The organism is Micromonospora sp. WMMD964 (genome assembly GCF_029581455.1).
GTDB lineage: Bacteria > Actinomycetota > Actinomycetes > Mycobacteriales > Micromonosporaceae > Micromonospora.
The window spans coordinates 731,238-744,874 of the sequence record NZ_CP120860.1 but is presented as its reverse complement, the minus strand read 5'-3'; the positions used below and the strand labels follow the sequence as shown (position 1 = coordinate 744,874).

The window sequence follows — 13,637 nt, the reverse complement described above, 5'->3', positions numbered from 1 at the left end:
GGTCGGTGGCTGGGGGAGGCCGCGATGCGCCGTGCCATCACGACAGTGCTCGCCGCTGCCGGGGCAGCGTTGTTGCTGGTCGGCTGCGCCGGTTCCGGTGGCCTGGACGGTGACCTGACCGACGACTGGAAGGCGCTGCCGCCGCCGTCGGCGTTCACCCCGTCCGCCGGTGTGTGTCACGCCGCCGACTTCACCGAGGTCGTCACCCTGGCCGGCTACGAGCCGGTGGACTGCGCCGGTCCGCACCGGGTGGAGACAGTGCACGTGGGGGCGTTCCCCGTCGAGCGGGCGAGTGCCCCGGCGGGCGGCTCACCGGAGTTGCGGGGCGCGTTCGCCGAGTGTGACACCCGGGCGACCGGCTACGTGGGCGACGACTGGCGGGCGGGTCGGTTGCGGCTGTCCGTGGCGTTGCCCTCCGGGGCGGGCTGGAGTGTGGGTTCCCGCTGGTTCCGGTGTGATCTGACCGAGTTGAGCACGACCGAGGCGGGCGCCACCGTGGTCGTCCGGTCCGGCAGCCTGCGGGACGCGTTGAAGGGGCCCTCCGGGCTGCGCCTCGGTTGTCAGCAGACCCGGATGGGAGCCGGCCGGAGTGTGCAGACGCTGGTGCCGGTGGAATGCGGTCGACAGCACGACGCCGAGTTCGTCGGGGTGTGGCGCGCGCCGGACACGGCGTACCCGACGCAGGACACCGACTGGGCTCCGCTCTACAACGGTTGTCGCACCGCCCTCAGCCGGTACGTGGGCGTGCCCGACGACGCCGACCTGCGCTTTCGCAGTGGGGTGGTGGTCCGTCCACCGGGTGCGGGGCGTTGGAGGGTCGGTGACCGGGGTGTGCGCTGCTACCTGTGGCTCAGCGACCGTACGGTGACCGCCTCGCTGAAGGGCGCGGGCCCGGCCGGCCTTCCGGTCCGGACGAAGTGACAGCGAGCCCCCGGCCGGCGCGACGCGGACGGTGGCGGACGGGGTAGCCGAAAACACTCGTCCCGCCCCCGCCGCCCCGGGCGAGGATCGTTCGGGTTGACTGGGAGGATGGACGTTCCGACCGTCGACCTGCCAGCCCTGCCCGCGTTGCTGGCCGCGCCAGCGCCCGGCTGGGTGGAGACCACCGACGTGATCGTGGTCGGTTCCGGGGTGGCCGGGCTGACGGCGGCGCTGCACCTGCGCGAGGCGGGCCTGCACGTCACGGTGGTCACCAAGGTCAACATCGATGACGGCTCGACGAGGTGGGCGCAGGGCGGCATCGCCGCGGTGCTCGACCCGGCGGACACCCCGGCGGCGCATGCCCGGGACACCGAGATCGCCGGTGTCGGGCTCTGCGATCCGGCGGCGGTCCGGGTGCTGGTCGAGGAGGGCCCGACCCGGCTCCGCGAACTGATCCGCATCGGTGCCGAGTTCGACCGCCACCCGGACGGCTCCCTCATGCTGACCCGTGAGGGCGGGCACCGGGCGGACCGCATCGTGCACGCGGGTGGGGACGCGACCGGTGCGGAGGTGCAGCGGGCCCTGCACGCCGCTGTGCAGCGCGACCCGTGGATTCGGCTGTTCGAGCACGCCCTGGTGCTGGACCTGCTGCGCGCGCCCGGAGACGGCCCGGACGGGCTCGGCCCGGCCTGCGGGATCACCCTGCACGTGCTCGGCGAGGGCAGCGAGGACGGCGTCGGCGCGTTGCTGGCCCGGGCGGTGGTGCTCGCCACCGGGGGAATGGGGCAGGTCTTCTCGGCCACCACCAACCCGGCGGTCTCCACCGGGGACGGGGTGGCACTCGCGATGCGGGCCGGCGCCGCGGTGACCGACGTGGAGTTCGTCCAGTTCCACCCGACCGCCCTGATCACTCCGTCCGCCGCGGGGGTGCCCGGCGGCGGGCACGCCCAGCAGCCGTTGGTCTCCGAGGCGCTGCGTGGCGAGGGCGCGTACCTGGTGGACTCAGACGGCAAGCGGTTCATGGTCGGCCAGCACGAGTTGGCCGAGCTGGCACCCCGGGACGTGGTGGCCAAGGGCATCCACCGGGTGTTGCTGGCGTCCGGCGCGGACCACGTGTTCCTCGACGCGCGGCACCTGGGCGGGGACTTCCTGGCCGGACGGTTCCCCACCATCGTGGCGTCCTGCCTGGCGATCGGCGTGGACCCGGCGACCGACCTGATCCCGGTGGCGCCCGCCGCGCACTACGCCTCCGGGGGTGTCCGCACCGACCTGCGCGGCCGGACCTCCATCCCCGGCCTGTACGCGTGCGGCGAGGTGGCCTGCACCGGCGTGCACGGCGCGAATCGGCTGGCCAGCAACTCGCTGCTGGAGGGCCTGGTCTTCTCCCGGCGGATCGCCGAGGACATCGCGGCCGGCCTGCCCGAGCAGGTTCAGCCGGCCGACACCGGTGCCTGGCGCGGCGGTGTGGGTTGGGTGCTGCCGGCCGAGGTGACGCCGACCCTGCAACGGTCGATGACCCGGGGCGCCGGGGTGCTCCGGTCCGCGACGACGCTGGCCGGGACGGCCGGAACACTCACCGAGCTGGGCGCTGCGCGGGGCCGACCGCGGACCGCCGACTGGGAGGCGACGAACCTGCTCACCGTGGCGTCGACGCTCGTGGCTGCCGCGTACGCCCGCGGTGAGACCCGGGGTTGCCACTGGCGGGAGGACTTCCCGACGGCCGACGAGCGGTGGCTGGGCCACCTCGTCGGGTCGGTCGGGGCGCAGGGCCGGGTGACGCAGCAATGGGAGGGGACGGCACAGTGAGCGCGAGGAGTGAGCCGGTGTTGCGAGCCCCGCAGTCGCGAACGGAGATGGCCCGGTGAGCGCGAGGAGTGAGCCGGTGTTGCGAGCCCCGCAGTCGCGAACGGAGATGGCCCGGTGAGCGCGAGGAGTGAGCCGGTGTTGCGAGCCCCGCAGTCGCGAACGGAGATGGCATTGACGGAGTCGACTGAGACGGCGTTGCGTGCGGCCGGACTGGACCCGGCGCAGGTGCGGCGGGTGATCGAGACCGCACTGGTCGAGGATCTGGGTCCGGATTTCCTGGACGTCACCAGCGTGGCCACCATCCCGGCGGAGCAGACCGACACCGCCGACCTGGTGGCCCGCGCGGACGGCGTGCTGGCCGGGGTGGCCGTGGCCGCAGCCGTGTTCGAGCTGGTGGGCGAGGTGACGGGCTTCGGTCGTACCGTCGAGGTGTCGGTCCTGGTCCGCGACGGCGAGCGGGTGGCCCGCGGTGACGTGCTGGCGACGGTGACCGGCCCGACCCGTTTGCTGCTGACCGCCGAGCGGACGGCGCTCAACCTGCTCTGCCGGATGTCCGGGGTGGCCACCCACACCCGCGCCTGGGCGGACGCCCTGGCCGGCACGAAGGCGATGGTGCTGGACACCCGTAAGACGACGCCGGGCCTGCGGGCGCTGGAGAAGTACGCGGTGCGGGCCGGTGGCGGCACCAACAAGCGCATGGGCCTCTACGACGTCGCCATGATCAAGGACAACCACAAGCTGGCGGCCGGGAGCATCACGGCGGCGTACCGGCGGGTCCGGGAGGCGTTCCCGGAGGTGCCGGTGCAGGTCGAGGTGACCACTGTCGACGAGGCGGTGGAGGCCGTGGAGGCCGGGGCGGATTTCCTGCTCTGCGACAACATGACGCCCGAGGTGTTGGCCGAGGCGGTGGCCGCGGTGGGTGACCGGGCGGAGTTGGAGGCGACCGGCGGCCTGACCCTGGAGGTGGCGGGCCGGTACGCGGCGACCGGTGTCGACTTCCTCTCGGTGGGAGCCCTGACCCACTCGTCGCCGATCCTGGACATCGCGCTGGACCTGCGTACGGAGTAGTTGTCTAGGCTGCGTGGGTGCTGCTCTGCATCGACATCGGAAACACCAACACCGTGCTGGCGACCTTCGACGGCGACAAGCTCGTGCACTCCTGGCGGATCAAGACCGATGCCCGCTCGACCGCTGACGAACTGGGCCTGATGTTCCGGGGCCTGCTCGCCGGGGACAACGTCGAGATCACCGGGGTGGCCGCCTGCTCCACGGTGCCGGCGGCGCTGCGGTCGCTGCGCACGATGCTGAGCCGCTACTACGCCGACCTGCCGAGCGTCGTGGTCGAGCCCGGGGTGCGCACCGGGGTGCAGTTGGCGATCGACAATCCGAAGGAGGTGGGCTCGGACCGGGTGGTGAACACCCTGGCCGCCTACACCCTCTACGGGGGGCCGTCGATCGTCGTCGATTTCGGCACCACCACCAACTTCGACGTGATCAGCGAGCGGGGTGAGTTCCTCGGCGGCGCGTTCGCCCCGGGCATCGAGATCTCGTTCGACGCGTTGGCCGCCCGCGCGGCGCAGCTGCGGAAGGTCGAGGCCACCAAGCCCCGATCGGTGATCGGCAAGAACACCGTGGAATGCCTCCAGGCCGGCCTGTACTTCGGCTTCGCGGGCCAGGTGGACCGGATCGTCGAGCGGATGACCGAGGAGTTGGGCGAGGTGCGGGCGGTGATCGCCACGGGCGGCCTCGCCTCCTTGGTGATCAACGAGTGCCGCAGCATCACCCACCACGAGCCGATGATCACGCTCATCGGCCTACGCATGGTCTACGAACGCAACCTGTGACCCGGCCGCCACCGGAGTCGGTGACCGCGCGGGGTGTCAGCGCCGGGCCCGGTCAACGCCGCCGGGCCTCCGCCGTGGCCGCGCTTCGGACCGGGGGGTCAGCGCCGCCGGGCCCGCAGGACGATCGTGCGGTACGGCAGTTCGACGGTCTCCCGGCCGGTCAGGTCGGGGTGGGTGGCCAGGAGGTCCCGGATCTCCTGGTCGACTCTCGCCCGCCGTTCGGCCGGGGCGGTGAGCCAGTACGAGCGGGTGTGCAGCATGGCGACGATGTCGTCCGGCGTGAGCGTGGTGTGGTGGGGGAACTCGCCCGTCTCGATCGGCTCGAACGCGGGGCCGAAGTCGGCGTACTTCCCGGTCACGTCGCCGGCGTTGTCGCCCAGGTGCGCGATCCGTCCCAGCTCGGCGACCCAGCTCACCCGATCGTCCCGGATGTTCCAGATCGGGGCGAACGTCCCGCCGGGCCGCAACACCCGCGCGATCTCGGCGTGCGCCGGCTCCCGGTCGAACCAGTGGTACGCCTGCCCCACCACCACCGCGTCGGCGGCTTGGTCGGGCAGGGGCACCGACTCCGCGCCGCCCGCCAGCGCCGTGCGACCCGGGGTGGCGGCGGCCAGCTGGGCCCGCATGCCGGGGTCCGGCTCCACCGGGGTCACCTCGTGGCCCAGGGCCAGCACGCCGCGGGTGAGGATGCCGGTGCCCGCGCCCAGGTCCACCACGTGCGCGGAGGCCGGCAACCCGTTCAGTGCCCACCGCACGGCCGGCTCCGGGTAGCGGGGCCGAAACCGGTCGTACTCGGCTGCCGCCGCGCCGAACGAGAGGGCCTGAGTGTGATCCGCCATGCCGGGCAGGTTATCCGGTAACGACCCCCAGAGGGCTTGAGTACGCTCGGGCCTGACCCCGCCGACAATCCTTCGTTGAGGAAGCGTGCCGTGAGCGAGCAGAACGCCGTGCCAGTGGACCCCGCCGACGACCTTCCCGAGCAGATGAAGGTCCGCCGGGAGAAGCGGGACCGGATGCTCGCCGAGGGCGTCGAGCCGTACCCGGTCGGTTTCTCCCGGACGACCACCCTGGCGCAGGTCCGGGAGCGCTACGCGGATCTGCCCACCGACACCGCGACCGGTGACCAGGTCGCAGTCACCGGCCGGGTGATCTTCGTGCGTAACACCGGCAAGCTGTGCTTCGCGACCCTCCGCGACGGCGACGGCACCGAGTTGCAGGCGATGCTCTCCCTGGACCGGGTCGGGCCGGAGCGGTTGGAGGCGTGGAAGCGCCTGGTCGACCTCGGTGACCACGTCGGTGTCACCGGTGAGGTGATCACCAGCCGCCGCGGTGAGCTGTCGGTGCTGGCCCAGCAGTGGGAGATGACCGCGAAGGCGCTGCGTCCGCTGCCGGTGGCACACAAGCCGCTCTCCGAGGAGGCCCGCGTCCGGCAGCGGTACGTCGACCTGATCGTCCGGCCGCAGGCACGGGAGATGGTCCGTACCCGGGCGGCCACCGTACGCAGTCTGCGCGATTCACTGCACGGGCAGGGCTTCATCGAGGTGGAAACGCCGATGTTGCAACTGCTGCATGGTGGTGCGGCGGCCCGACCGTTCGTGACCCACAGCAATGCGTTGAACACCGATCTGTATCTGCGAATCGCGCCGGAACTGTTTCTCAAGCGCGCCGTGGTTGGTGGCGTCGACCGCGTCTTCGAGATCAACCGCAACTTCCGTAATGAGGGTGTCGACTCTTCGCACTCGCCGGAGTTCGCGATGCTGGAGACGTACCAGGCGTACGGGGACTACGACACGATCGGCGAGCTGACCCGTAATCTCGTGCAACAGGCGGCGATCGCGGTGAGCGGTTCGATGGTGGTGACCCACGCCGACGGGCGAGAGTTCGACCTGGGCGGCGAGTGGCGATCCGTGACGCTGTTCGGTGTGCTTTCCGAAGCGCTGGGTGAGGAGGTCACGGTCCGCACCGAGCGTTCCCGCCTGGTGGAGTACGCGGACAAGGTGGGATTGGCCGTCGACCCGAAGTGGGGGCCGGGCAAGCTGGCCGAGGAACTGTTCGAGGAACTCGTCGTTCCCAGCCTCGAGGCGCCCACCTTCGTGCGGGACTACCCGGAGGAGACCAGCCCGCTCACCCGAGGGCATCGCAGCGAGCCGGGTCTGGCCGAGAAGTGGGACCTCTACGTGCTCGGCTTCGAGCTGGGCACCGGGTACTCCGAGCTGGTCGACCCGGTGGTGCAGCGTGAGCGGCTGCTGGCCCAGGCGCAGCTCGCGGCCCGTGGCGACGACGAGGCGATGCGTCTTGACGAGGACTTTCTTCGGGCGATGGAGTACGGAATGCCGCCGGCCGGCGGTATGGGAATGGGAATCGACCGCCTGTTGATGGCCCTGACCGGGCTTGGAATTCGGGAAACGATCCTCTTCCCGTTGGTCCGCCCCGAGTAGTCTCGCCCGGCTCGCGCCGAGCCGTAACGGCATCCTATTGACGCGGGAAGCGGCTTACGGGTTATTGTGCTCTCGTTAAGCAGGAGCACCCTGCTCGAAAGGAATGTGGGACGTGGCCAAGCAGATCATTCACAAGCTGGTCGATGACCTGGACGGCGGGGACGCTGACGAGACCGTCAAGTTCGCCCTCGACGGCGTTCAGTACGAGATCGACCTGTCGAAGGCCAACGCCGCTAAATTGCGCGACGCTTTTGCCTCGTACGTTGCCGCCGGCACCAAGGTCGGTCGCGGTGGCGTCGTGATCGGTGGGCGTGCGGCCCGCGGTCGGGGTGGCGCGACCGTCGACCGGGAGCAGAACAAGGCGATCCGGGAGTGGGCCAAGAAGTCCGGCAAGGACATCTCGGACCGGGGTCGTATCCCCCAGGAGATCGTCGACGAGTACCACGCCAAGCGCTGATCAGATCAGCAACCGGTGGCGCGCAGCCACCGCAGGCGACACCGACGCCGGGCCGGAGCACCTCTCCGGGCCGGCGTCGCCGTATCCGGGAGCGGGGTGGCCGCTCCTCCCCGGCGCGGGCGTGTCCGGGAGCGGGGTGGCCGCTCCTCCCCGGCGGGGGCGTGTCCGGGAGCGGGGTGGCCGCTCCTCCCCGGCGCGGGCGTGCCAGGGTGCGGGGGTGGCCGCTCCTCCTCGCGCTGGCGGGTCCGGAGCCGCTTCTTCCTGGCGCCGGCGAGCGACGGCCGGGAGGCGGTGAGCGGGCGGGAAGCATCCGAGGGCCGGCGGCGTTGTCCACAACCAGTGGAGCAGCCATCCACAGCCTGTGGACAACCTCTCCGAGGCCGGGCGCGGCGCTCGCCGCGACTCCCGATCCGCCCTCTCCGAGCCCCCGGAAGCGCCTTCGGGGCCCGGATCGGGCACCTGTAGCGCCCGTCGGATTTCGCTCTGCGCGTAGCGACGGGGCTACCGGAACACCTCCTGAGCGCGGACGGTTGTCCAAAACGACGTGGAACCGACCCAGAGCAGAGACACACGACCTCAGCTGAGTCGGTCGGCGACGATAGAGTAAGGAGGCACGGACGCCCGTCCCGGACGTTCGTGCACCGGCCCCGCCAAGATCTTGACCATCAAGGCGCACGGCACGTGAGGAGCACGAGGGCATGTTCGAGCGGTTCACCGACCGAGCGCGACGGGTTGTCGTCCTGGCCCAAGAAGAGGCCCGGATGCTCAACCACAACTACATCGGTACGGAACACATCCTGCTGGGCCTGATCCACGAAGGTGAAGGCGTCGCGGCAAAGGCCCTGGAGAGCCTCGGCATCTCCCTGGAGGGCGTCCGCCAGCAGGTCGAGGAGATCATCGGCCAGGGCCAGCAGGCGCCGAGCGGGCACATCCCGTTCACGCCGCGGGCCAAGAAGGTGCTTGAGCTGTCGCTGCGCGAGGCGCTGCAGCTCGGCCACAACTACATCGGCACCGAGCACATCCTGCTCGGGCTGATCCGTGAGGGCGAGGGCGTCGCCGCCCAGGTGCTGGTCAAGCTCGGCGCCGACCTCAACCGGGTCCGCCAGCAGGTGATCCAGCTGCTCTCCGGCTACCAGGGCAAGGAGCCCGCCGCCGCGGGTGCCGCGCCGGGTGAGGCCGCGCCGTCGACCAGCCTGGTGCTGGACCAGTTCGGCCGCAACCTGACCCAGGCCGCCCGCGAGGGCAAGCTCGACCCGGTCATCGGGCGCGAGAAGGAAATCGAGCGGGTCATGCAGGTGCTCTCCCGCCGTACCAAGAACAACCCGGTCCTGATCGGTGAGCCCGGCGTCGGTAAGACCGCCGTGGTCGAAGGGCTGTCCCAGAAGATCATCAAGGGCGAGGTGCCCGAGACTCTGAAGGACAAGCAGCTCTACACGCTCGACCTGGGTGCGCTGGTCGCCGGCTCCCGCTACCGCGGTGACTTCGAGGAGCGCCTCAAGAAGGTGCTCAAGGAGATCCGCACCCGCGGCGACATCATCCTGTTCATCGACGAGATCCACACCCTGGTGGGTGCGGGTGCCGCCGAGGGCGCGATCGACGCCGCGAGCATCCTCAAGCCGATGCTGGCCCGTGGTGAGCTGCAGACCATCGGTGCCACCACCCTCGACGAGTACCGCAAGCACCTGGAGAAGGACGCCGCTCTCGAGCGCCGCTTCCAGCCGATCCAGGTGGGTGAGCCGTCGCTGGCGCACACCATCGAGATCCTCAAGGGCCTGCGCGACCGCTACGAGGCGCACCACCGCGTGAGCATCACCGACGCGGCTCTCGTCGCGGCGGCGACTCTGGCCGACCGGTACATCTCCGACCGCTTCCTGCCGGACAAGGCGATCGACCTGATCGACGAGGCCGGTGCCCGGATGCGCATCCGTCGGATGACCGCGCCGCCAGACCTGCGTGACTTCGACGAGCGCATCGCCCAGGTGCGTCGCGACAAGGAGTCCGCGATCGACGCTCAGGACTTCGAGCGCGCCGCCCAGCTGCGGGACAAGGAGAAGCAGCTCCTCGGCCAGAAGGCTCAGCGGGAGAAGGAGTGGAAGGCCGGTGACCTGGACGTCGTCAGCGAGGTCGACGACGAGCAGATCGCCGAGGTGCTCGGCAACTGGACCGGCATCCCGGTCTACAAGCTGACCGAGGAGGAGACCTCGCGCCTGCTGCGCATGGAGGACGAGCTGCACAAGCGCGTCATCGGCCAGGAGGACGCGGTCAAGGCGGTCTCGAAGGCGATCCGGCGTACCCGGGCCGGCCTGAAGGACCCGAAGCGCCCGTCGGGCTCGTTCATCTTCGCCGGCCCCTCCGGTGTCGGTAAGACCGAGCTGTCCAAGGCGCTCGCCGAGTTCCTCTTCGGCAGCGAGGACGCCCTCATCCAGCTGGACATGTCCGAGTTCCACGACCGTTACACGGTCTCCCGGCTCGTGGGTGCCCCTCCCGGCTACGTCGGCTACGACGAGGGCGGGCAGCTGACCGAGAAGGTGCGGCGTCGGCCGTTCTCGGTGGTCCTCTTCGACGAGATCGAGAAGGCCCACCCGGACGTGTTCAACACGCTCCTGCAGATCCTCGAAGACGGTCGGCTCACCGACGGTCAGGGTCGGATCGTGGACTTCAAGAACACGGTCATCATCCTGACCACCAACCTGGGCACCCGTGACGTCGCCAAGGCGGTGTCGCTCGGCTTCCAGGCGTCGGAGGACTCCGAGTCCAACTACGACCGGATGAAGCAGAAGGTCAACGACGAGCTCAAGCAGCACTTCCGGCCTGAGTTCCTCAACCGGATCGACGACACCATCGTCTTCCACCAGCTGCGTCAGACCGAGATCCTCTCGATCGTAGACATCATGATCCAGCGGATCGAGACGCAGCTGCGCAACAAGGACATGGGTCTGGAGCTGACCGACAACGCCAAGAAGTACCTGGCGGCGAAGGGCTTCGACCCGGTGCTCGGTGCCCGTCCGCTTCGTCGCACGATCCAGCGCGACATCGAGGACAACCTCTCCGAGCGGATCCTGTTCAACGAGCTGACCCCGGGTCAGATCGTCGTGGTGGACTGCGAGGGCGACCCGAACGACATCGACAAGTCCAAGCTCGTCTTCCGGGGCGCGGAGAAGCCGGTCGAGGTTCCGGACGCCGTTCCGGCCGACCTCGGCGGCACCGCCGCCGGCACCGCGGCAGCGGCCACCGACGAGTAGCACGATCAGCACCAAGGGGCGGGGCCCCGGTGGCATGAGCCACCGGGGCCCCGCCTTTTCTGCGGTACGCACCGTCGCGCGTCGGATCCTGCCCCGTCCCCGATGCTGCCGCGCGGCGCGCCCGCCGCGTGGGGGCCGACCGCGCCGCCTCCGAGGATCACAAGATCCGCGCAACATCAGGGAAACTGCTGGCTCGCGGCGTCCGGAGGCAGCACTTTCCCTGATGTTGTGGGCGGAGTGACGCTCGGGGCGTTGAGTGGCGGGGTTGCGGGTGGTTTTGATGGCCCTGGGGGCTCGCGACTGCAAGATCACGCAACAACCTGGATGTAGTGGCCTCCAGCTCGGGCGAGACCACTACATCCAGGATCCAGCACGATCTTGCGGGCGCGGGCGCGGGCGCGGGCGCGGGCGCGGGCGCGGGGCGCGGCGTGCGCAAGGCGCGGGGCGCGGGGGTGCCGGGCGCGGGGTGCCGGGCGCGGGGTGCGGGGTGCCGGGCGCGGGGTGCGGGGTGCCGGGCGCGGGGCGCGGGGCGGCGTGCGCGGGGCGCGGGGCGGCGTGCGCGGGGCGCGGGGCGGCGTGCGCGGGGTGCAGGGCGCGGGGGCAGGGCACAGGGTAGGGCGGCGCGGCGGGCAGGGCGGGTCGGCGCGGGGGTGTGGGATGTGGTGGCTTCACCCGGGGCGCGGTCCAACGCCGAACGGGCCATCACCGGGCCGGCTAACGCCGAACGGGCCATCACCGGGCGGGCTAACGCCGGGCGGTGTGGGTCGTTCAGGTGGTCAGGTCAGCGGTGGGGTGGGACGGGCCGTCACCGACCAGGCGGAAGCTGTCAGCGCCGGCTGCTTCGACGAGTCCGTCCTGGACCAGGCCGGCCAGGGCGCGGGCGCGTTGAACGTCGTCGGTCCACACCTGGTCCAACCGTTGGTGCGGGACCGGCTCGGTGGACTCCCGGAGCACCCCGAGCAGTAGGCCGCGTACCTGTCGGTCGGTGCCCGCGTACCGCTGGCGTCGGCGGGTCGGCCCGGCCGGTGCTTCCTGGCCGGAGGCCCGCCACGCGCAGATCGACTCGACCGGGCAGGCCGTGCAGCGCGGTGATCGGGCCGTGCAGATCACCGCGCCCAGCTCCATGAACGCGGCGCTGGCGAGGGCTGCCGCGGCTGGTTGCGCGGGGAGGAGTTCTTCGGTGGCGACCAGGTCGGCGGGCCGGGTGACCGGTCCGGCGTCCGGCTCGCCGGCCACCACTCGGCAGACCACCCGGCGCACGTTGGTGTCGACCACCGGGTGCCGCTGCCCGTACGCGAAGGCGGCCACCGCCCGGGCGGTGTAGGTGCCGACGCCGGGCAGTGCCAGCAGTTGCTCCAACCGGTCCGGCACCTGGCCGCCGTGGCGGTCCACGATGGCGACTGCGCATTCCCGCAGCCGGACCGCCCGGCGGGGGTAGCCGAGGCGTCCCCACATCCGGATCGCCTCGGCGGGGGTGTCGGCCGCCAGCGCCGCCGGGTCCGGCCAGCGGTCCAACCACGCCTGCCAGGCCGGTACGACGCGGACGACGGGCGTCTGCTGGAGCATGACCTCGCTGACCAGGATGGCCCACGGGGTGACCCCGGGTTCACGCCACGGCAGCTTACGGGCGTGCTGCTGGAACCATCGGCTGACCAGTGCGGCGAAATCGGGTTGAGTCATGGCGTCGTCGATGATGTCACGCTCGGCGATCCCGCTGGATGGGCGGCTCGGGCGGGGTGTCACGGCGGGTCTCGCCGGATCGGGGAGAATGCGCGGATGAACGAGCTCGCGATCACCGTCATCGGTCGGGACCGGCCGGGCATCGTGGCCGACGTCGCCGAGGTGCTGGCCGGACTCGGTGCGAACCTGACCGACAGCACGATGACGCGGCTGCGGGGGCATTTTGCGATGACCCTGATCTGCACCGGGCCGGCCGCCGCCGAGGTCGAGGTGGCGTTGGCCCCGTTGGCCGCCGAGGGGCAACTGCTGGCGACGGTACGCGCGGTGACGCCGGACGGTGACGTGCCTCCGGCGGGTGAGCCGTACGTGATGGCGGTGCACGGATCGGACCGGATGGGCATCGTCGCGGCGATGACCCGGGTGCTCGTCGACGCCGGGGGGAACGTCACCGACCTGAGTACGCGGTTGGCGGGTTCGCTCTACGTGGTGCTGGCCGAGGTGGAGTTGCCGGCCGGTGTGGCCGACACACTGGTCGACCGGTTGCACCGGACTGCTGGTGAGTTGGGCGTGGAGGTCACGCTTCGACCGGCGGACCCGGATCTGTTGTGACGGGCGAGGAGAGCGGGCCGGTCGCCGGTCTGGGTGGGTGGACACCGGAGTCGCTGGGCGTGTCGGGTGAGGTGCGGCCGGTGGTGTCGGCCCCGCACCCGGTGTTGAGCCGGGCGTCGGAGGCGGTCGATCCGACCGCGAAGGAGACTGTCCAGCTCGCGGCCGACCTGGTGGCGACGATGCGGGTGTCGCCGGGCTGCGTGGGGCTGGCCGCGCCACAGGTCGGGGTGGGCGCGCACGTGTTCGCCGTCGACGTGACGGGGCACCCGAAGGCGGTGACGGTGCACGGCACGTTCGTGTTGTGCAACGCTCGTGTGGTCGAGGCGACGCGGTGGAAGCCGGGCCGGGAGGGGTGCATGTCGGTGCCCGACCTGACCGGTGACGTGAAGCGGGCCAGTCGACTCGTGGTGGAGGGTGACCTGCCGGGCACGGGCGAGCCGGTCCGCCTGGTCACCGACGGGTTCGAGGCGCGGGCGTTGCAGCACGAGATCGATCACTGCACCGGCCTGCTCTTCCTGGATCGGGTGGCCGGTGCGCACGCCGTCTACCAGCGGAAGGTCTATCTCTGATCGGCCGTCGGGCGGTCCGCACGTCCGTCCTCAGTGGAGGCTGGCACGCGTGCCCGGGAACGGCTCCGGCG

The 13,637-nt window shown here is 71.2% G+C and carries 11 protein-coding genes; 9 read left to right on the top strand and 2 right to left on the bottom strand.

Annotated elements, in window-relative coordinates; all coding sequences use genetic code 11:
* The first annotated feature begins 24 nt into the window (after positions 1-24).
* The 4 genes from O7616_RS03535 (at position 25) to O7616_RS03520 (ending at position 4,571) form a co-directional block, all read left to right on the top strand.
* Complete coding sequence (locus O7616_RS03535) at positions 25-921, top strand: septum formation family protein (protein ID WP_282305596.1); 897 nt, start codon at positions 25-27, stop codon at positions 919-921.
* 108 nt (positions 922-1,029) lie between these two features.
* Entirely contained in the window at positions 1,030-2,727 is a 1,698-nt protein-coding gene (locus tag O7616_RS03530; RefSeq protein WP_282305595.1) for an L-aspartate oxidase, read from the top strand.
* Between the two features lie 171 nt (positions 2,728-2,898).
* Positions 2,899-3,795 carry a carboxylating nicotinate-nucleotide diphosphorylase gene (gene nadC, locus O7616_RS03525; RefSeq protein ID WP_282305594.1) on the top strand — a complete coding sequence of 299 codons (897 nt, stop codon included), beginning with the start codon at positions 2,899-2,901 and terminating at the stop codon, positions 3,793-3,795.
* A gap of 17 nt (positions 3,796-3,812) precedes the next feature.
* Positions 3,813-4,571, top strand: a complete 759-nt coding sequence (locus O7616_RS03520) for a type III pantothenate kinase (RefSeq protein ID WP_282305593.1) — start codon at positions 3,813-3,815, stop codon at positions 4,569-4,571.
* 98 nt (positions 4,572-4,669) lie between these two features.
* Here the strand turns inward: O7616_RS03520 and O7616_RS03515 are convergent, their stop codons facing one another.
* Positions 4,670-5,410: a class I SAM-dependent methyltransferase gene (locus O7616_RS03515; protein WP_282305592.1), complete on the bottom strand. Its 741-nt coding sequence runs from the start codon at positions 5,408-5,410 to the stop codon at positions 4,670-4,672.
* 90 nt (positions 5,411-5,500) lie between these two features.
* Here O7616_RS03515 and lysS point away from each other — a divergent pair, with 90 nt between their 5' ends.
* The 3 genes from lysS (at position 5,501) to O7616_RS03500 (ending at position 10,708) form a co-directional block, all read left to right on the top strand.
* On the top strand, positions 5,501-7,009 hold the full coding sequence (gene lysS / locus O7616_RS03510; RefSeq protein ID WP_282264060.1) for a lysine--tRNA ligase: 1,509 nt from the start codon (positions 5,501-5,503) through the stop codon (positions 7,007-7,009).
* Between the two features lie 112 nt (positions 7,010-7,121).
* Positions 7,122-7,466: an Lsr2 family protein gene (locus O7616_RS03505; protein WP_348773850.1), complete on the top strand. Its 345-nt coding sequence runs from the start codon at positions 7,122-7,124 to the stop codon at positions 7,464-7,466.
* 698 nt (positions 7,467-8,164) lie between these two features.
* Complete coding sequence (locus O7616_RS03500) at positions 8,165-10,708, top strand: ATP-dependent Clp protease ATP-binding subunit (protein ID WP_282264063.1); 2,544 nt, start codon at positions 8,165-8,167, stop codon at positions 10,706-10,708.
* Positions 10,709-11,476: 768 nt separating this feature from the next.
* Here the strand turns inward: O7616_RS03500 and O7616_RS03495 are convergent.
* Complete coding sequence (locus O7616_RS03495) at positions 11,477-12,388, bottom strand: A/G-specific adenine glycosylase (protein WP_282305590.1); 912 nt, start codon at positions 12,386-12,388, stop codon at positions 11,477-11,479.
* Between the two features lie 96 nt (positions 12,389-12,484).
* Between O7616_RS03495 and O7616_RS03490 the strand changes: the two genes are divergently transcribed.
* Both O7616_RS03490 and O7616_RS03485 read left to right on the top strand, forming a co-directional pair.
* On the top strand, positions 12,485-12,997 hold the full coding sequence (locus O7616_RS03490; protein ID WP_282264066.1) for an ACT domain-containing protein: 513 nt from the start codon (positions 12,485-12,487) through the stop codon (positions 12,995-12,997).
* Positions 12,994-13,566, top strand: a complete 573-nt coding sequence (locus O7616_RS03485; protein WP_282305589.1) for a peptide deformylase — start codon at positions 12,994-12,996, stop codon at positions 13,564-13,566. The genes O7616_RS03490 and O7616_RS03485 overlap by 4 nt, the downstream gene beginning before the upstream one ends.
* Positions 13,567-13,637 lie beyond the last annotated feature (71 nt).